General features: G+C 56.6%; 17 protein-coding genes. 4 read left to right on the forward strand and 13 right to left on the reverse strand.

Annotated elements, in window-relative coordinates:
• Window positions 1–77: 77 nt before the first annotated feature.
• The 3 genes from A6U95_RS12045 to A6U95_RS31700 form a co-directional block, all read right to left on the reverse strand.
• Window positions 78–809 (reverse strand): 1-acylglycerol-3-phosphate O-acyltransferase, encoded by a 732-nt coding sequence (locus A6U95_RS12045; protein WP_065684664.1) that lies wholly within the window; start codon window positions 807–809, stop codon window positions 78–80.
• Window positions 810–1,110: 301 nt separating this feature from the next.
• Window positions 1,111–3,384: a DNA topoisomerase IV subunit A gene (gene parC / locus A6U95_RS12050; protein ID WP_065684665.1), complete on the reverse strand. Its 2,274-nt coding sequence runs from the start codon at window positions 3,382–3,384 to the stop codon at window positions 1,111–1,113.
• A gap of 13 nt (window positions 3,385–3,397) precedes the next feature.
• The gene (locus A6U95_RS31700; RefSeq protein ID WP_255518681.1) at window positions 3,398–3,520 is read right to left on the reverse strand and encodes a hypothetical protein; all 123 of its coding nucleotides are present in this window, start codon (window positions 3,518–3,520) and stop codon (window positions 3,398–3,400) included.
• Window positions 3,521–3,662: 142 nt separating this feature from the next.
• On the opposite strand from A6U95_RS31700, the gene A6U95_RS12055 reads away from it, so the two are divergent.
• Together A6U95_RS12055 and A6U95_RS12060 are read left to right on the forward strand one after the other, a co-directional pair.
• Window positions 3,663–4,244: an NAD(P)H-dependent oxidoreductase gene (locus tag A6U95_RS12055; RefSeq protein ID WP_065684666.1), complete on the forward strand. Its 582-nt coding sequence runs from the start codon at window positions 3,663–3,665 to the stop codon at window positions 4,242–4,244.
• A gap of 45 nt (window positions 4,245–4,289) precedes the next feature.
• Window positions 4,290–4,595 (forward strand): putative quinol monooxygenase, encoded by a 306-nt coding sequence (locus A6U95_RS12060; protein ID WP_065684667.1) that lies wholly within the window; start codon window positions 4,290–4,292, stop codon window positions 4,593–4,595.
• A gap of 1 nt (window position 4,596) precedes the next feature.
• On the opposite strand, the gene A6U95_RS12065 is transcribed toward A6U95_RS12060, so the two are convergent.
• The 6 genes from A6U95_RS12065 to nudF all read right to left on the reverse strand — a co-directional run bounded on the left by A6U95_RS12065 (window position 4,597) and on the right by nudF (window position 10,059).
• The gene (locus A6U95_RS12065; protein ID WP_065684668.1) at window positions 4,597–5,493 is read right to left on the reverse strand and encodes a LysR family transcriptional regulator; all 897 of its coding nucleotides are present in this window, start codon (window positions 5,491–5,493) and stop codon (window positions 4,597–4,599) included.
• Between the two features lie 92 nt (window positions 5,494–5,585).
• On the reverse strand, window positions 5,586–7,481 hold the full coding sequence (parE, locus tag A6U95_RS12070) for a DNA topoisomerase IV subunit B (protein ID WP_021179517.1): 1,896 nt from the start codon (window positions 7,479–7,481) through the stop codon (window positions 5,586–5,588).
• 89 nt (window positions 7,482–7,570) lie between these two features.
• Window positions 7,571–8,146: an esterase YqiA gene (gene yqiA, locus A6U95_RS12075; protein ID WP_065684669.1), complete on the reverse strand. Its 576-nt coding sequence runs from the start codon at window positions 8,144–8,146 to the stop codon at window positions 7,571–7,573.
• On the reverse strand, window positions 8,146–8,973 hold the full coding sequence (gene cpdA / locus A6U95_RS12080; protein WP_065684670.1) for a 3',5'-cyclic-AMP phosphodiesterase: 828 nt from the start codon (window positions 8,971–8,973) through the stop codon (window positions 8,146–8,148). The genes yqiA and cpdA overlap by 1 nt, the downstream gene beginning before the upstream one ends.
• Before the next feature lie 27 nt (window positions 8,974–9,000).
• Entirely contained in the window at window positions 9,001–9,426 is a 426-nt protein-coding gene (locus A6U95_RS12085) for a DUF1249 family protein (protein WP_021179514.1), read from the reverse strand.
• Window positions 9,427–10,059, reverse strand: coding sequence for an ADP-ribose diphosphatase (gene nudF, locus A6U95_RS12090; RefSeq protein ID WP_065684671.1), 633 nt, complete (start codon window positions 10,057–10,059; stop codon window positions 9,427–9,429).
• A gap of 283 nt (window positions 10,060–10,342) precedes the next feature.
• On the opposite strand from nudF, the gene tolC reads away from it, so the two are divergent.
• Both tolC and dhaR read left to right on the forward strand, forming a co-directional pair.
• Window positions 10,343–11,761 (forward strand): outer membrane channel protein TolC, encoded by a 1,419-nt coding sequence (tolC, locus tag A6U95_RS12095; protein ID WP_065684672.1) that lies wholly within the window; start codon window positions 10,343–10,345, stop codon window positions 11,759–11,761.
• A gap of 161 nt (window positions 11,762–11,922) precedes the next feature.
• Window positions 11,923–13,872, forward strand: coding sequence for a dihydroxyacetone kinase operon transcriptional regulator DhaR (dhaR, locus tag A6U95_RS12100; RefSeq protein WP_065684673.1), 1,950 nt, complete (start codon window positions 11,923–11,925; stop codon window positions 13,870–13,872).
• Here dhaR and dhaM read toward each other — a convergent pair.
• From dhaM to A6U95_RS12120, 4 genes are read right to left on the reverse strand one after another with little or no spacing between them, the layout of a single operon-like run.
• Window positions 13,869–15,299 (reverse strand): dihydroxyacetone kinase phosphoryl donor subunit DhaM, encoded by a 1,431-nt coding sequence (gene dhaM / locus A6U95_RS12105; protein ID WP_065684674.1) that lies wholly within the window; start codon window positions 15,297–15,299, stop codon window positions 13,869–13,871. The two genes, dhaR and dhaM, sit on opposite strands and share 4 nt — an antisense overlap.
• Window positions 15,296–15,934, reverse strand: coding sequence for a dihydroxyacetone kinase subunit DhaL (dhaL, locus tag A6U95_RS12110; protein WP_065684675.1), 639 nt, complete (start codon window positions 15,932–15,934; stop codon window positions 15,296–15,298). The genes dhaM and dhaL overlap by 4 nt, the downstream gene beginning before the upstream one ends.
• A gap of 9 nt (window positions 15,935–15,943) precedes the next feature.
• The gene (dhaK, locus tag A6U95_RS12115) at window positions 15,944–17,011 is read right to left on the reverse strand and encodes a dihydroxyacetone kinase subunit DhaK (RefSeq protein ID WP_065684676.1); all 1,068 of its coding nucleotides are present in this window, start codon (window positions 17,009–17,011) and stop codon (window positions 15,944–15,946) included.
• A gap of 50 nt (window positions 17,012–17,061) precedes the next feature.
• On the reverse strand, window positions 17,062–18,162 hold the full coding sequence (locus A6U95_RS12120) for a glycerol dehydrogenase (RefSeq protein WP_065684677.1): 1,101 nt from the start codon (window positions 18,160–18,162) through the stop codon (window positions 17,062–17,064).
• Window positions 18,163–18,282 lie beyond the last annotated feature (120 nt).

The following is an 18,282-nucleotide window of genomic DNA, read 5'->3' on the forward strand; positions in this document are numbered from 1 at the left end:
CTGAACCGTGTGCAAAGCCCCGCTAAAGCGGGGCATAAACGGCATGAGGCCGTATGAAAATAGCTAACTGCGTTCTATTATTTTTTGGCGGCGTCTAACTTGGCGACTTCCGCATCCAACTGGTCAATCTTCGCCTTCATCAGCTCGCGACAATGGGCCGCCAGCTCACGCACCTGTTCTTTACTGTAATTACTGGTATCGACAGGTTCCAGCATCTCCACAATCACATGGCCGTTGTTCCAACGGTTCAGCTTGATCTTGTCGGTAGAAGAAACACAGATCGGCACAATCGGCACACCGGCCGCGATCGCCGCGTGGAACGCACCGGTTTTAAACGGCAGTAAACCACGGCCACGGCTACGGGTTCCTTCCGGGAACATCCAGATCGAGATGTCCTGTTTCTTGAAGGCATCCACCACCTGAGCAATGGTGCCATGGGCTTTAGCGCGGTTATCCCGGTCAATCAGCAGGTTACCGGTCAACCAGTAAAGCTGGCCGAAAAACGGGATCCACACCAGGCTTTTTTTGCCCACGGTCACGGTGCGTGGCTGTACCGCATTAGAAACCGTCACCATGTCGTAGTTGTTCTGATGGTTGGCAATGTAAATACATTTGCCGTTATTGTCCGCGCCAGCAGGCTTGCGGAGTTCAACCTGGATGCCGAATACTGTCGACAAGCGGCCGAATAGATGGCCAAAGGTCGCTACATGGCGGGGGTTACGCGGGCTGAATAAACAGTATAACGAACCGAAAAAACTCACCAACAGGCAATAGACCGTGACAATGATCGCACGTAATATCAATAACATAACAACCTCATTAGCACACTGCCAACCCGGCCGCTGAACGGCTGGGAAGATTTCTTTTTGTATGAGGAGCGCAGGCGGAAGAACGCGCGGCGCTTCTAAGTTCTCTATTTTCCCGCCAGCCAGCGATCGGCACAATAAATTTATAGCCGGAAAAATTAACTAACTTAAAAAATAGATCAGGATAAAAAAGCCCTGAACGGGTACAGCATACCAACGGGCGCAGCATGCAGCGCCCCTACGTAAGAATATCTGCGATCGCTTGGGCGCAGTTTATTGCGCCCAAGCAGGGTATATCACCGCTTTACTCTTCGCTATCACCCAATGATTCGCGCTCTGGCATATCCACCTCAACCCGATCGATACGCTGCAGGCCACGTGGCAGCAACGTGCCCTTACGGCCACGCTCGGCGCGGAATTTCTGCAGATCTTCCGGGCGCAGTTTCAGCTTGCGTTTGCCCACGTGCAGGGTGATCGAGGTCTGCGGCGGCAGTACGAACAGCCAGGCCAGTTTATCTTCCCCGCTGGCGGCCTGCGCCGACGGTATCGAGATAATCTTGTTGCCCTTGCCCTTCGACAGCTGTGGCAGATCGGCGACCGGGAACATCAGCATACGACCTGCGGCGCTGATAGACAGCAGCATATCGTCGCTGCCGTGGATTTCCATCGGTGGCAGTGCCTTGGCGTTGTCCGGCAGGGTGATCATCACCTTACCGGCGCGGTTGCGTGCGACCAGATCGTTGAAGGTACACACGAAGCCGTAGCCAGCATCGGAAGCCATCAGCAGTTTCTGATCGTCCGCAGCCATCAGCACCTGCTCGATGGTGGCACCTGGCGGTGGCGTCAGCTTACCGGTTAACGGTTCACCCTGGCCACGTGCCGAAGGCAACGTCAGCGGATCGAGCGCATAGCTGCGGCCAGTCGAGTCGATGAACACCACCGGCTGGTTAGTCTTGCCACGCGCGGCGGCAAGGAAGCTATCCCCAGCCTTGTAGCTCAGGCCGCTCGGATCGATATCGTGGCCCTTGGCGCTACGCACCCAGCCCATTTGCGACAGCACAATCGTCACCGGCTCTGAAGGCACAAAATCGTGCTCGCTCATGGCCTTGGCTTCTTCACGTTCGGTCAACGGTGAACGACGATCGTCGCCATAAGCCTGCGCATCGGCCTGGATCTCTTTCTTGATCAGGTTGTTCAACTTGCGCTCGGAAGCCAGCAGCGCCTGCAGATGATCGCGCTCTTTAGCCAGCTCATCCTGCTCGCCACGGATCTTCACTTCTTCCAGCTTGGCCAAATGGCGCAGCTTCAGCTCGAGGATCGCTTCGGCCTGGGTATCGGAGATGCCAAACCGCTGCATCAACACCGGCTTCGGCTCATCTTCGCTGCGAATGATGTGGATCACTTCGTCGATATTGAGGAACGCAACCAGCAAACCTTCCAGGATGTGCAGCCGTTTAAGCACTTTTTCCAGGCGGTAATTCAGGCGGCGGCGCACCGTATCGCGGCGGAAGACCAGCCATTCGGAAAGGATCTCCACCAGCCCTTTGACCTGCGGGCGGTTGTCCAGACCGATCATGTTCATGTTGATGCGGTAGCTGCGCTCCAGATCGGTGGTGGCAAACAGGTGGTTCATCACCTGATCCAGATCGATACGGTTCGAGCGCGGCACAATCACCAGACGGGTCGGGTTCTCGTGGTCGGATTCATCGCGCAGATCTTCCACCATCGGCAGCTTTTTGGCGCGCATCTGGCTGGCGATTTGCTCCAGCACTTTGGCACCTGAAACCTGGTGCGGCAAGGCGGTGATCACCGCGCTACCGTCTTCTTTCTTCCAGATGGCACGCATGCGTACCGAGCCACGGCCATTCTGGTAAATTTTGCGGATCTCTTCGCGCGGGGTAATAATTTCCGCTTCCGTCGGGAAGTCCGGCCCCTGCACAAACTCCAGCAAATCGTCGAGCGATGAGCCAGGCTTGTCGATCAGGGCTACCGCCGCGGCGGCAATTTCACGCACGTTATGCGGTGGAATATCCGTTGCCATCCCTACCGCGATACCGGTCGTCCCGTTGAGCAGGATGTTCGGCAGACGTGCAGGCAGCATCTTCGGTTCTTGCATGGTGCCGTCGAAGTTGGGCACCCAGTCCGTGGTGCCCTGGCCCAGCTCGCCCAGCAGCACTTCGGCATATTTCGACAGGCGCGATTCGGTATAACGCATCGCGGCGAAAGATTTAGGGTCATCCGGTGCCCCCCAGTTCCCTTGGCCATCTACCAGCGGGTAGCGGTAAGAGAAGGGTTGCGCCATCAGCACCATAGCTTCATAACAGGCGCTATCACCATGCGGATGATACTTACCCAACACGTCACCGACGGTACGGGCAGATTTTTTGAATTTGGCGTTGTTGCTAAGCCCCAGCTCCGACATGGCATAGATAATGCGGCGCTGTACCGGCTTTAAACCATCGCCGATATACGGCAGCGCCCGATCCATGATGACGTACATGGAATAGTTCAGATAGGCGTTTTCAGTGAATGTGTGCAGCGGTAGACGCTCAACACCGTCATGAGTCAGTTCGCTCATTACTCAGATATCCTCAGACGACAAAGGGTCGATTCTGCCCGCGATAGTAACCCATCTGCGGGGTGGCTGTCACAGATGCTGCGTGGATCGGCCATTGATGCTGGCGATCGCCCCGGTTTATGCGAAATTCTGCCATCAGTGGTCGCCTTTATTGACTCACAGTCAACACTGTTGTGCGCTAGATCGCATTTTTCCCTGCTTCAGGAAGGATTACACTCCGTTTCAACGATATGCCTTACGGCCATCACATTCTATATTCTGACAGGAACCCAGCACCCATGAGCAATATCCTGATTATTAACGCCAAGAAGCAATTCGGCCACTCCAACGGTGAGCTGAACCAGACCCTGAGCGACGTTGCAGAAAGTTTCCTGCGCGATGCCAAGCACGATGTACAGGTCACCGTAGTCGATGACGGCTATGATATCGACGCCGAAGTGCAGAAATACCTGTGGGCCGATACGGTAATTTACCAGATGCCAGGCTGGTGGATGGGTGAGCCCTGGATCCTGAAAAAATATCTCGACGAAGTGTTCACCGCTGGCCACGGCAGCCTGTATGCCAGCGATGGTCGTACCCGTTCCGATGCCAGCAAAAAATACGGTTCTGGCGGGCTGATCCAAGGCAAGACCTACATGCTGAGCCTGACCTGGAATGCCCCATTGGAAGCCTTTACCGACCCTGACCAATTCTTCCACGGCGTGGGCGTAGACGGCGTTTATCTGCACTTCCACAAGGCCAACCAGTTCCTGGGGATGGAAGCACTGCCGACCTTTATCTGCAACGATGTGATTAAACAGCCGGATATTGCCAACGATATCGCACGTTTGCGCGCACATCTGGGCGAAGTCTTTGCTTAACTGTGATGGGTTTTATCAATCATACCCTTAACCAATGAGGCCGTAATGATCACCGTAATTGCAGAAATCAGAACCAGACCGGGCCATCGTGAAAGCGTATTAAAAGCGATTGAGAAGCTGTTGCCAGCGGTGTTGGCGGAAGAAGGCTGTGGCGGCTATCAGCCAATGATCGACGCCGACACCCAGGCACCGTGGCAGAAGCGCTCGCCGGATTCCATCTTTATGTTGGAGAAGTGGCAGAGCCAGGCGCATCTTGAACAGCACCTACAGATGGATCACATGCTCAAGCACCGTGAAATCATCAAGGACAGCGTGCTGGACACGACCATTTACGTACTGGATAACGCCTGACTCACATCTGTGCATCGGTGATATGCGCGCTGACATAGTCCAGAAAACAGGTGATCCGTGCGGCCAACTGGGCATTGCGATAATACACCGCATTGATTGGCTGGCGGACATCCAACGTTTCGGCCGCCAGCAACTGAACCAGACGCCCTTCCCGCTGATCTTCCCGCGTCATAAAATCGGCCAATTGGGCAATCCCTTCACCCCGTAGCGCCAGTTGCCGCAGCGTTTCGCCGCTGGAGGCTGATAGCGTTGGGGTAATGGCAAAGCGCTCCGCCTGCCGATGGCGCAGCGGCCACAGATTAAGCGACTCGGGCTGCGTAAAACCTAGCAGGCTATGGTGGTTTAGCTCTTCGACACTCTGCGGTGCCCCAAAGCGGGCAATATAGTCCGGGCTGGCAAGGATGCGTAACCGGCTGGCCCCCAACAATCGCGCGTGGATGGTGGAGTCTCGCAATGCGCCAATACGAATGGCGATATCGGTGCGCTTCTCCAGCAGATCGATAATCAGGTTATCAGTGTTCAGCTCCAGCTCAATCTGTGGGAAACGTTGGCGGAAACCGGCGACCAGCGGCACGATCACATGTTCCATAAAGGGCGCGGCAGCGTTAACCCGCAGCCTGCCCGCCGGGTTCAGACGACGTAGCGCCATCTGCTCCTCGGCATGTTCCACCGAATTGATAATTTCCCGCGCATGGGCCAAAAAGCTCTGCCCCTCTTCGGTCAATTCCAGACGACGTGTGGTGCGGCGCAGTAACGTGGTATCGAGTTTTTTTTCCAGACGGCTCAGCGCCCGGCTGATGCCTGAGGTGGTTTGGCCAAGCTGCTCGGCGGCGGCGGTAATCGAACCGCTGTCGACCACGGAGGTATAAGCCAATAGTTCTTCGAGGGTGATTTTCATGCATTCCGCCCTGGGTTATCGGGCGCAGCACGCAGTGCGCCAGGGATGGCACAATGTAAAAACGTGGGGCCGCGGTTGCGGCCCCACAGGCATCAGACTGAAAGCTCGGCGGTATCGCCCTTGTCTTGCAGCCAGTTGCGGCGGTCTTCCGAGCGTTTCTTCGCCAACAGCATGTCCATAATGGCCATGGTCTGATCGGTATTCTCGTCATCGATGGTCAACTGCACCAGACGGCGAGTGTTGGGATCGAGCGTCGTTTCACGCAGTTGCAGCGGGTTCATTTCACCCAGCCCTTTAAAGCGCTGTACGTTCGGCTTGCCCTTCTTACGCTTCAACTGCTCCAGCACGCCGGCTTTCTCTTCCTCGTCGAGGGCGTAATAGACTTCTTTGCCCAAGTCGATACGGTATAGCGGTGGCATCGCAACGTGCACATGGCCACCCTTTACCAGCGAACGGAAGTGGCGCACGAACAGCGCACACAGCAGCGTGGCGATGTGCAGGCCATCGGAGTCCGCATCCGCCAGGATACAGATTTTGCCGTAGCGCAGTTGGCTGAGATCTTCGCTGTCGGGATCGATGCCGATCGCCACCGAGATATCATGGACTTCCTGCGAGGCCAACACTTCGTCTGAGGAAACTTCCCAGGTGTTGAGGATCTTGCCCTTCAGCGGCATGATCGCCTGATATTCGCGATCGCGCGCCTGCTTGGCCGAGCCGCCCGCCGAGTCCCCTTCCACCAGGAACAGTTCGGTCATGCTCAGATCCTGCGAGGTGCAGTCCGCCAGCTTGCCCGGTAACGCAGGCCCACTGGTCAGCTTCTTACGCACCACCTTCTTCGCCGCACGCAGGCGACGTTGAGCGCTGGAGATCGCCAGTTCGGCCAGTTGCTCGGCCGCCTGGACGTTCTGATTCAGCCACAGACTGAAGGCATCTTTCACCACGCCGGAAACAAACGCCGCGCACTGGCGAGAAGAGAGCCGCTCTTTAGTTTGGCCCGCGAATTGTGGATCCTGCATTTTCACCGACAGCACGTAGGCACAGCGATCCCAAATATCTTCCGCAGACAGCTTCACGCCGCGCGGCAGAATATTGCGGAATTCACAGAACTCGCGCATCGCATCCAGCAGCCCTTGGCGCAGGCCGTTGACGTGCGTGCCGCCCTGCATGGTGGGGATCAGGTTGACGTAGCTCTCCGTCAGCAGTTCCCCGCCCTCCGGTAGCCACAGCAACGCCCAGTCCACCGCTTCGGTATCACCGGCAAAATTGCCGACAAACGCCTTTTCCGGCAGAGTGATCAGGCCGTTCACCGCTTCCATCAGGTAGTCGGTCAGGCCGTCCTGGTAGCACCAGCGCTGCTCGGTGTTGTTCAGCTTGTCGATAAAGTAGATTTCAACGCCGGGGCACAGCACCGCTTTGGCTTTAAGCAGGTGCGACAGGCGGGAAACCGAGAAGCGCGGGCTGTCGAAGAACTGCTCGTCAGGCCAGAAGTGAATGCTGGTGCCGGTGTTGCGCTTGCCGCAGCTACCGGTCACCGCCAAATCCTGCACCTTGTCGCCGTTCTCAAAAGCTATGCTATAGACGTTACCGTCGCGCTTGACGTTGACTTCCACCCGTTTGGACAGGGCGTTAACCACCGAAATCCCCACGCCGTGCAGGCCGCCGGAGAACTGGTAGTTCTTATTGGAGAATTTACCGCCCGCGTGCAGACGACACATGATCAACTCAACCGCCGGTACGCCTTCTTCAGGGTGGATATCCACCGGCATGCCGCGGCCGTCGTCGATCACTTCCAGTGACTGATCGGCGTGCAGGATCACGTCGATACGCTTGGCATGGCCCGCCAACGCTTCATCGACGCTGTTATCTATCACCTCTTGACCGAGGTGGTTCGGACGCGTCGTGTCGGTATACATACCGGGACGACGGCGCACTGGTTCTAGACCGCTGAGTACTTCAATGGCATCAGCGTTATAGCTGGATTGAGTCATCGTTGATTATTTTTTCGTGGTTGAGGGAAGGTGCCGAAATCGCCCGCTGCCTGTTCAGTATATCTGTGATAGCTGAAGTTGCTGCGGCGTCATAGCCCTAAAAAATCCACAATCTGGGGGAAGTAGTGCTCGAAACCGACGAAAGCGTGGTTTCCGCCCGACTCCACCGTTTGCCGGCAGGCGGTGTAATAAGCCACTGCCTGACCGTAATCGAGAATTTCGTCGCCCGTTTGCTGTAGCAACCAGATTAAATCCGGCGACTCCAAGGGATCGACCTGCATCACTTTCAGATCATAAACGTGGCGTGACTCTAACACATATTGCTGCCCGGTGTAGGGGTTCTCGTTGCTCCCCAGATAGTCGATCAGCAGCTCATACGGCTTCACCGCAGGGTTTACCACTACCGCTGGCAACGCAAAACACTGTGATAACCAGGTGGCATAATAACCGCCCAACGAGGAGCCTACGACGCCCATCGTCTGGCCTGCCCGCGCCATCACCATGTCTTCCAGCATTTCCGCCGCCTCCGCCGGGTAGGGCGGCAACTGCGGTACCAGCATGTCGATATGGGGATGATTTTCCGCCAGCCAGGCTTTGAAAGCCGTGGCCTTGGCCGAAAGCGGCGAGCTGTTGAAACCGTGCAGGTAAAGTAAGGTTGAAGGCATCAGTAGCCGTCCGAATCCATGTCGGGGCGGAAGTCATCGTTTTCCAGCCGGAATACCTGGGTTTCCACCCGGCCATCCGGCAACAGGTCGAGATAGCGCCAACCTGGGGAAACGTCGTCGATCGTAAAATTGGTGCAGTGTGGCTTGAATTGCACGCAGGTGGACGGCGTGGCCAACAGCCGACGCCTGTGCCAACCCAGATCCAATTCCTGATGGATATGCCCGCACAGCAAGGTATTCACTTTCGGATAGCGCCACAGCACGGCCGCCAGCGTATGCGGGTTACGCAAACTGTGTTGATCAAGCCAGGTGCAGCCGGAAGGCAACGGATGGTGATGCAGTAACAGCAGCGTGTAGCGCTCTGGATGAGCCTCCAGACAACGTTCCATCCACTCCAGCTGGTATTCACTCAGCTCGCCGTGCGGCACGCCAAACACCTGGCTATCCAGCAATAGCACCTGCCAGTTGTCCCCCAGCAGCACCTGCTTTGAAGGTGAGATACCGGCTGCGGCCAGCGCATCTACCATCGCAGGCTGAAAATCGTGGTTACCCGGCAGCCAGACACAGGGCGCGGGCAAACGAGTGATGCCATCGGCGAAGTGCCGGTATGCCGCCTGGGAATGATCCTGCGCCAGATCGCCGGTTGCCACGATCAGGTCGCACTCACGCTGCTGCGCGATCACCGCATCCAGCACCGCGTGATAGCTGGCATAGGTATTGATGCCGAGCAAGGTCTCACTCTTGCCAGCAAACAGGTGGGTATCTGTTATTTGTAAGATCCTGACCTTGGCCCCACTCGCCACGGGCAGTCTAAACAGGCTTTCCAAATGGTGTCCTTTGTTATCTCCGTCGACCTAACAAGCCGGAACCGCCATTGCTCCATGCGCTAAACAGTAGCGCAACCAATCAGCAAGAAACTGGTTAATTTGATGCTTTTCGTCACGTTGATGCAACTTTTTGTTCGGATAATCATAACGCGCTTTAAACCGATAGATCTGCTGACTGGAACACACTTCCGCAACCATCGCGTCATGGTACAGCCGCACCGTCATCGCAGGCAGGCTCCAGTAGCTGACCGCAGGCGCAGTCTGCTCGATCTGCACCAGCGTAGTGTAACGGGTAGATTCAACAATAGTCAGACGATAGTGGGCGCCATTCACCTGATAAGTGACGGTTTCATCGACTTCGTCGTTACGCGGCATCAAACGCCGCAATTGCGCGAAGTTGGTTTCACACAATCTCATCATTTCGGGGAAGTCAGGGGTATAGCGCTTTTGCATTTAGTTGGCCCATTCTGCTTTAAGCGATTCATGGTGCAACGCCAGCCACTGCAATGCAATCACTGATGCGGCATTATCAATCGCGCCTTCTTCAACCCAGCGGTAAGCCTGTTCGCGGCTGACCACGTGGACACGGATATCTTCATGCTCTTCGGGCAATCCGTGGATCCCTTCGGCCGTCAGGGCGTCAACCTCACCGACCATAATAGACAGACGTTCGCTGGTGCCACCAGGGCTGGCCAGATAACTCAGCACCGGCTTGCAGCGCCCTACCACCACGCCAGCCTCTTCCAATGCTTCACGGCGGCATACGTCTTCAACGCTTTCTCCCGTTTCGATCATACCCGCAACCATTTCCAGCAGCCAGGGGGAAGCTGAGCTATCGATGGCCGGGATCCGCAGTTGTTCAACCAGCACCACTTCGTCCCTGATGGGATCATAGGGTAACAACACCGCCGCATGGCCGCGCTCAAAAACCTCGCGAGTGACCTCTCCGCTCATCTCACCGTTGAACAGACGATGGCGAAAGCGATATAAGTCGAGTGAAAAAAAACCACGGTATAGCGTCTCCCGTGCAATAATTTCTACATCGTTTTTGTCGAAAGTAACGGGTGAAGGTTGCGTGCGGTTCATCTACGGATTCTCCTGTGTAATTATGCAGACAAAATAAAGGGATTTGATGACAGAAACGGCGGGATTATCTTCACCCGCTTTGTGTTAGATTGTGAACCATGATATCAGGTAGCGCCGATGCAAATAGCCCAGTGTCAGTAAACGTAGCGTACACCAAGGTAAAAGTTCTGTGAGATGGCACATTAAGCCACCCTCAGCGCTCGGCAGACTCTGCTAGAATTGGCAACTATTCGTCTATCGTCAGCGCTAACATAGCAATATTGCTGCACAACAAGGAATGCAAATGAAGAAACTGCTCCCCCTTCTTATTGGTCTGAGCCTCGCAGGCTTCAGCACCATGAGCCAGGCAGAGAACCTGTTGCAGGTTTACAAACAGGCCAGGGAAAGTAACCCGGATCTGCGTAAAACCGCTGCCGACCGTGATGCGGCGTTTGAAAAAATCAACGAAGCACGCAGCCCGTTGCTGCCGCAGCTTGGCTTATCTGCCGGTTATACCTACGGTAATGGTTTCCGTGATAACAATGGCGTCAACAGCAATACCACCCAAGGCTCACTGGCGCTTACACAGACTATCTTTGATATGTCCAAATGGCGCGCGCTGACGCTGCAGGAAAAGGCCGCCGGTATCACCGACGTCACTTTCCAGACGTCATCACAGAAATTAATCCTGGATACGGCCACCGCCTATTTCAACGTACTACAGGCGATCGATGCCCTGTCCTACACCCAGGCGAATAAACAAGCGGTCTACCGTACCCTGGATCAGACCACCCAACGTTTTAACGTGGGCCTGGTTGCCATTACCGACGTGCAGAACGCCCGTGCCAACTACGATACCGTACTGGCCAACGAAGTGACCGCCCGCAACAATCTGGATAACGCGGTAGAATCGTTACGCCAAATTACCGGCACCTTCTACCCGGAACTGGCCTCGCTGGATACCAACAAGTTCAGCACCAAGCGCCCGGATGCCGTCAACAACCTGTTGAAAGAAGCAGAAAGCCGCAACCTGAGCCTGCTGTCTGCCCGCCTAAACCAGGATCTGGCCCGAGAGCAGATCAAATCGGCACAAACTGGCTATATGCCAACCGTCGACCTGAACGCCTCTAGCGGGATCACTAATTCCAATTATCATGGTTCCAATTCCGGTAACGGTAATACCAGAGATTCGATTAATGGCCAGAACCAGGTCGGCATCAGCGTTAGCGTGCCACTGTACAACGGCGGCATAACCAACTCGCGGGTAGAACAGGCGCAGTACAACTTCGTCGGTGCCAGCGAGCAGTTGGAAAGCGCACACCGCAGCGTGGTGCAAACCGTGCGTTCCTCCTTCAACAACGTTTCTGCGTCCATCAGCAGCATCAGCGCTTATAAACAAGCGGTGGTTTCTGCCCAGAGCTCTCTGGATGCGACCGAAGCCGGTTACGAAGTGGGTACCCGTACCATCGTTGACGTGTTGGATGCGACAACCACGCTGTATAACGCCAAGCAGCAGCTTTCCAATGCGCGTTATTCTTACCTGATCAACCAGTTGAACATCAAATCCGCGCTCGGCACGCTGAACGAAAACGATCTGATGATGCTTAACGGAGCACTAGGCAAGCCAATCTCCACCGCGCCAGATGTGGTAGCGCCACCCACCGCGGCACAAGATGCTTATGTTGACGGTTCCAGCACCACCCGGCCAACGGCCAGCAGATAATCTGCGGCGGCTTTGAGCTACCGAATAACGGGGCCCGGTATTTACCGCGTCCCGTTTTTTTATCCAATAATCCCGCATCTGCCCATCGCCTCACAGCCTCTGTAAATGGGTTAATGTTATGATTAACTCCCTATTTGGGTTTACCTGCTGAACGGGATCTGATGGACAACGCTTCACTCTGGCAACGGTTGATCACCGAAGGCGCGTTACCGCCACAGCTGCGCCCCTCCCCGGCCATTTATGCCTCCTGGCTACGCTGCAGCCACCTGATGCAACCCGCCGTGTGGAAAGCCCCACATCGTGCTCTGGGCACCACCTTCGACTCGATCTGCCGGCGTAAGGATGATTTCATTACGCTTGGCCAGGCAGCGTTGGAGGATGCCTGGGAATATATGGAGCAGCGTCACTGCGTGTTGCTGATCCTCGACGAAAGCGGCTGTACGCTGTGGCAATGCGGCGACAAGACGACCGGCGAACAGCTGCTCGAACTGGGTTTTGCGCCTGGTGCTTATTGGGCAGAAGGCGACATCGGCACCAATGCCCCTTCTCTGGCCGCATCCGAGGGGCATCCGGTACAGATCCATAGCGATGAACACGTGCGCCAGGCGCTGCATGGCTGGTCATTCTGCGCCGCACCGGTGCATGACAATAGCGGCCGCCAGCGGGGTATGTTGGCTTTGGGTTGCCAGTTGGCCGATTGTAATGCAGGCGATCTTTCCCTGATCCTGGCGATCGCCCGGGAGATCGGCAATGCCCTGAACGCCGACGGCCTGCTGGCCGAATCGAACCGCCATCTCAATCAGCTCAACGGGCTACTGGATAGCGTAGACGACGGTGTCATGGCCTGGGATCACCGGGGTTATCTGCAATATATCAACCCGCGCGCCGCCGCTATGCTGAAGCTGCATGAACAGCAGAGCCAGGGCAAGCCGCTGGCACAGTTATTGACGCTACCGGCCTTGCTTAACCGCGCCATCAGCCAACGCCAGCCGTTACAGCATGTGGAAGTCACCTTTGAAAGCCAGGGCCAGTTTATCGCCGCGCTACTCACCCTCAAACCGATCCTGGACGGTGAGCACTGTAGCTTTATCGCCTTGTTGCATCCCTTGGAAAGGCTGCATCAGTACGTCAGCAGCCAGATCGGCCGGGTCAGCCACACCTTCGAACAGATGCCTTCAGGCACCCAGGAAATGCGCCGTCTGATCCGCTATGGTCAGCAGGCGGCGAAGGGCCATCACCCGATTTTGCTTTGCGGTGAAGAAGGGGTGGGGAAAGAACTGGTCAGCCAGGCCATCCACAATGCCAGTGAACGTGCCGTCGGGCCTTATATCGCCTTAAACTGCCAGTTGCTGCCCGAGGCGCAAGGGTTGAAGGAGCTGTTGGGCAGTGATGCCAATGAAGAAGAAGCGGGCCAACTCAGTAAGTTCGAACTGGCCAACGGCGGCACACTGCATCTTGAACAGGTCGAATACCTGCCGCTGGCCATGCAGTCCGCCCTGTTGCAGGTGCTAAAAACCGGCGTGGTGATGCGTATGAATTCCAGCCGCGTGATCCCGGTGAACGTGCGGGTGATCGCCACCAGCGCCGCCAACCTGGCAGTGTTGGTGCAACAGAACCGCTTCCGCCGCCAGCTGTTTTATAGTCTGCAGGCCTTTGAGATCCAAATTCCGCCGTTACGCCAGCGCCTCAGTGACATCCCTTTGCTGGTTCAGCACCATCTGCGCGCCCTGGAGCATCACTTCCAATGTCGTTTCCGGGTGGACGACGACGTTATGACCCAACTTGGTCTGTACCTGTGGCCGGGTAACGATCTGGAACTGAAAGGGGTGATAGAGCGCGCCGCGATGATTTGCCACGGCCACCATATTCAACTGGCCGACCTACCCGCTCATTTGCTCAGCCATCAGCCGCTAGTGGAAAGCGACTCTCAACCGGCTATGCCACTGATGACGCTGGCGGAAATGGAGTTGCAGGCTATTATCCGCGTGGCCAACGTCAGCCACGGGCAGCTTAACGAAATGGCGCAACTGCTGGGCATCAGCCGCACCACTTTGTGGCGTAAAGTCAAACAGTTGAATATCGATATCAGCCAGTTCAAGCAGCGGGGTTAATGGCTGAGCTGTAAGGTTCCGCGCGCCGCATCCAACATTGCTTTCTGGCCGCTGCGGGTCTTGCTCATACATTCGCTCATGCCGACCACCATCGGTATCCCCATCGCTTTGGCCAGGATCGCGGTGTGTGACAAGGCGTTGCCGCCGCTCAGGCAAATCCCGAGAACCATGCGCCGATCGAGCATCACGACGTCGGAAGGCATCAGCTCATCCATCACCAGGATCGCTGGCTCATTGAGCACGATCGCCGGGATAGGCTGCCGTGACAGATGGCTCAGCGTACGGCGCAGCATGTCACGCACGTCCAGTTCCCGCGCCTGCAAATACTCATCATCCAGCGCCCGATAATCGGCGGCAATCTGCTCCAGCTCCTGCCGCCACGCCAGTTCCGCGCTGCACTGCTGCTGGGCGATACGGGTAAAGGCAGCCTGTTGCAGATCGGGATCGTCTAGCAGCATGCTGTGCGCCCCAAAGATCGCCGCCTGCGGTTTGCCGATCAGGTTGCCAGTGCGATCGGCCAGCCTGTTCAAATCGTCTAACGTCTGCTGCAATGCGATACGCAGGCGCTGCTGTTCATTGAGCACGTCATCGGCCCCTAGCTGGCGTTCTTCCGTTTGTGGCCAGAAGCTCGATACCTGGAATATCGGACCACTGCTGACGCTTTCCTCCACGGGGATACCGTGCAGCGAAGGCAGTTGCTGCTCAGATACGGTTTCGCCAAAATGCTGCTCTGCCAACGCCTTGAAAGCCGCCAGCGCTTCATCAGCCTGTGCACCATCGGCAATCAGACGGATAGTGTCGCCGTGGCGAACCTGCAACAAAGCCAGCTGATTCAGGCTGCGCGGGTTGGCACATTGGCCATGCTTTTCCAGCACCAGTTCCGCTGCAAAAGGAGCCAGAGCCTCTGCCAGACGCGCCGCCGGGCGAGCGTGCAATCCGTGCGGATTCTGTACCGTCCAACTCAGGCTTTTTCCCTGACTCAGCGGTAAATTCAGTGGCTTGCTGGCGGGTATCTCCTCACCGAGCTGTGCCTGCTTGGCCTGCAAGGCTCCTTGCGCCTCTGCCAGCACCTGCTCCAGGCTACCGCCCGCGTTAGCCGCTACGACCGCGGCCAGCGTGCCTTCCACCAGCGGTGCCGCACACAGTACCACCTTGGCCGCCACCTCTGGGTCGAGCAGCTCAAGCGCGGTTTCCGCACTCAATAATGCGCTGCCGAGATCCATCAGCACCACGATCCCCTCTCCGTCAGCCACGGATTCGATCGCTTCCATCACTTTCACCGCATCGGTGCCGATCGGGTGTAGCTCATCATCGACCCCCGCCGCCAGCACCAGTTTGCAACCCTCGCCGCGCATCATCTGGCGGGCGAGTTGCTCAACACCCTGCGCCAGTTGTGCACTATGCGAAACTACGACGATATTGATCATCCTGCCTCCTCGACCACCTGGGCCAGCGTTTTTATCATCAGCATGACTGAGGTTGCGCCCGGATCCTGATGGCCGATGCTGCGTTCGCCCAAATAGCTGGCGCGCCCTTTACGGGCCTGCATGACGATAGTGGCCTGTGCTGCCTGCTCCGCCCGAACGGCGGCCTGTTGTAGCGCCTGGGTCACGCTGAGCTGCTGCTGTAACGACTCGCCCAGGCTTGCAACGACCGTCCCCCAGACATCACACATGGTTTTATCGCCCGGCTCTGCCTTGCCACGCATCGCTACGCCTTCCGCGCCTTCCTGGATCACCTGCTTCAACTCCGCCAGATCCAGGCTCTGCTTGGCGTTGGCTGCCTGAGCCGCACGGATGAAAAAGGTGCCGAACAGCGGACCACTGGCACCACCAACGCTGGAGAGCAGCGTCATGCCGGTGTTTTTGAGAATAAAGCCGATGTCCTTGTCCGCTACCGAAGGCAGCTTTTCTACCACCTTGCTAAAGCCACGGTTCATATTCAGGCCGTGGTCGCCATCACCGATATCGCTATCCAACTGAGTCAAGAAATCGCGTTCGCGGGTAAAGACCTCACCACAACGCATCAACCACTCAACGACCTGCTGTTTGCTTAATGTCATGTTTCCTCCTCAGCCCCAGCGTAGCGCTGGCGTGTTCACCGGCGCATCCCACAGCGATAACAGCTCGTCATCCACTTGCAGCAAGGTAATGGAAACCCCCTGCATATCCAATGCGGTGCAGTATGACCCCACCAGATTGCGTTCAATGACGATCCCGGCCGCAGCACAACGCTGCGCCAAACGGTGGTAAACTCCGTACAGTTCGGAAAGCGGCGTAGCCCCCAGGTTATTGACCAACGCAATCACCCGGTCCCCCTGCGTCAAAGCTCGTTTGCTCTGGCTCTCTTCACGCCATTCTCCCTGCTGACGATCCCAAACGCGGATCGAGCGCTGGTAATCACCGTGATCGATCAGGGTATGGAACATGTCATCTACCGTTTGATCGAGGGTGGTGAACGTCCGCCGTTCGATCCCCGGTTCGCCGTGGATGCCAACGCCGAACTCCATCTCGTTATCCGCCAAAGTAAACGACGGCTTACCTGCCGCAGGCACGGTGCAAGCGCCCAGAGCAATCCCTAGCGAGTGGCCTTGGTTGTTGATTTTGTGCCCCAGTGTGACCAGCGCGTCCAGATCATCACCCCGTACCGCTGCCGCGCCGAGCAGTTTCTCCATCAGCACCGTATTGGCAACGCCACGTCGGCCTGCGGTGAACAGGCTATCTTTGACCGCTACGTCGTCATCCAACAGCACCGTTGCCACTGGCACGCCGCTGTCATGCAGCAATTCGGTCGCCGTTTCAAAGTTGAGGATGTCACCGGTGTAGTTCTTGATGATCAGCAACACCCCGGCGCCGCCGTCAATAGCTTGGCCGCAGTCGTACATTTTATCCGGCGTCGGTGAGGTGAAAATCTCCCCTGGGCAAGCACCGTCCAGCATTCCCTCACCCACGAAGCCGCAGTGCATCGGCTCATGGCCACTACCACCGCCAGACAGGATCGCCACTTTGCCTGGGATCGGCCCCGCCGTGCGGGTCACAAACACAGGATCCTGATGCACCTGCAGCTCCGGGTGAGCGGCAGCCATGCCGAGTAACTGTTCGTTAAGTACTGAATCGACCTGATTGATTAGCTTTTTCACGGTTAATTCCTCTGTAGGGAACAGCGGGCGCGTTGAGCGCGCCCGATGATTTATGCGCGTTGCAACCAGGCGCTGCCCAGTTTGTCTGCTGTCAGAATAGCCGCCAGTACGCTTTCCGGCGTCACGCTAAACGGCATGTTGTGGATGGTTTCACCCTTGGCACAGCTGGCCTCTGCCACCTTGCCGATTTTTTCTGTCAGTTCACCGGTGACGCCCATTTGTGCCAGGGTGATCGGCAGCCCGACCTGCTGGCAGAAGTTCAGCACTGTTTCTATCTGTGCCATTGGGCTGTTTTGCAGCACCAGTTGCGACAGGGTGCCGAACGCCACTTTTTCCCCGTGATACAGATGATGACACTCTTCCAACACGGTAAAACCGTTGTGGATGGCATGCGCCGCCGCCAGGCCGCTGCTTTCAAAACCAATACCGCTCAGATAGGTGTTGGCTTCAATGATGCGCTCCACCGCTTCGGTGACCACACCAGACTCCGCAGCCAGCTTGGCCTTAACCCCTTCAGCCAACAGCGTTTCATAACATAGACGCGCCAGATTGAGCGCCGCCAGCGTTGACTTGCCGCCCGCCATGCTGGTGGCCTGGGCATCGAAACAGGCCTGAGCTTCAAAATAGGTAGAGAGCGCGTCACCCATGCCCGCCACCAGCAGGCGTACCGGCGCTTTGGCGATAATGGCGCTGTCCATCACCACCATATTCGGGTTGGCGGGGTAGATCAGGTATTCTTCAAACTCGCCGCTTTCGCTGTAGATCACCGACAACGCGCTGGTAGGCGCATCCGTCGAAGCAATGGTTGGCATCAGAACCACTGGCACATGCTGGTAATAGGCAATCGCCTTGGCGGTATCCAACGTTTTACCGCCACCGATGCCGATCACCCCTTTGCAGCCGTGGTTTTTCAGCTCCTGGCCAAGGCGGTCGATTTCCTTGCGGCAGCATTCGCCATTAAACGTACCAGCGTGATACTTCACCCCGTGCTGATGCAGGCTGCCCATCACAGTATCGCCCGCCAGTTTCATGACGAAATCGTCGGCGATCACAAAGTAATGATCGGCAAGGGCTTTGGCATATTGGCCAACGGAGGCCAACGCATTGGCTCCCTGGATGTATTTGCTCGGGGATTGAATGATTCTCAACATAACTGACTCCTTGTAGAGACGTTAACCAAGTAACGTTCAGATTTCAGAGGGTGATATCGACGTATTGTTCTGTTGCTGACTATACGACCTGCCGGCCGCTTGGCGAGTAAGGAAAAAAAC

The sequence above is a fragment of the Serratia sp. 14-2641 genome (genome assembly GCF_001692375.1).
GTDB lineage: Bacteria > Pseudomonadota > Gammaproteobacteria > Enterobacterales > Enterobacteriaceae > Chania > Chania fonticola_C.

Bases quoted from the DNA above. Each gene is read 5' to 3' on its own strand.
- A6U95_RS12065 (WP_065684668.1), bottom strand. From the start codon at position 5,493: ATGAAAATCACCCTCGAAGAACTATTGGCTTATACCTCCGTGGTCGAC.
- A6U95_RS12120 (WP_065684677.1), bottom strand. From the start codon at position 18,162: ATGTTGAGAATCATTCAATCCCCGAGCAAATACATCCAGGGAGCCAAT.
- A6U95_RS12045 (WP_065684664.1), bottom strand. From the start codon at position 809: ATGTTATTGATATTACGTGCGATCATTGTCACGGTCTATTGCCTGTTG.
- parE (WP_021179517.1), bottom strand. From the start codon at position 7,481: ATGACTCAATCCAGCTATAACGCTGATGCCATTGAAGTACTCAGCGGT.
- nudF (WP_065684671.1), bottom strand. From the start codon at position 10,059: ATGAACCGCACGCAACCTTCACCCGTTACTTTCGACAAAAACGATGTA.
- A6U95_RS31700 (WP_255518681.1), bottom strand. From the start codon at position 3,520: ATGGCAGAATTTCGCATAAACCGGGGCGATCGCCAGCATCAATGGCCG.
- yqiA (WP_065684669.1), bottom strand. From the start codon at position 8,146: ATGCCTTCAACCTTACTTTACCTGCACGGTTTCAACAGCTCGCCGCTT.
- A6U95_RS12085 (WP_021179514.1), bottom strand. From the start codon at position 9,426: ATGCAAAAGCGCTATACCCCTGACTTCCCCGAAATGATGAGATTGTGT.
- dhaM (WP_065684674.1), bottom strand. From the start codon at position 15,299: ATGATCAATATCGTCGTAGTTTCGCATAGTGCACAACTGGCGCAGGGT.
- A6U95_RS12055 (WP_065684666.1), top strand. From the start codon at position 3,663: ATGAGCAATATCCTGATTATTAACGCCAAGAAGCAATTCGGCCACTCC.
- tolC (WP_065684672.1), top strand. From the start codon at position 10,343: ATGAAGAAACTGCTCCCCCTTCTTATTGGTCTGAGCCTCGCAGGCTTC.
- dhaR (WP_065684673.1), top strand. From the start codon at position 11,923: ATGGACAACGCTTCACTCTGGCAACGGTTGATCACCGAAGGCGCGTTA.
- parC (WP_065684665.1), bottom strand. From the start codon at position 3,384: ATGAGCGAACTGACTCATGACGGTGTTGAGCGTCTACCGCTGCACACA.
- A6U95_RS12060 (WP_065684667.1), top strand. From the start codon at position 4,290: ATGATCACCGTAATTGCAGAAATCAGAACCAGACCGGGCCATCGTGAA.
- dhaL (WP_065684675.1), bottom strand. From the start codon at position 15,934: ATGACATTAAGCAAACAGCAGGTCGTTGAGTGGTTGATGCGTTGTGGT.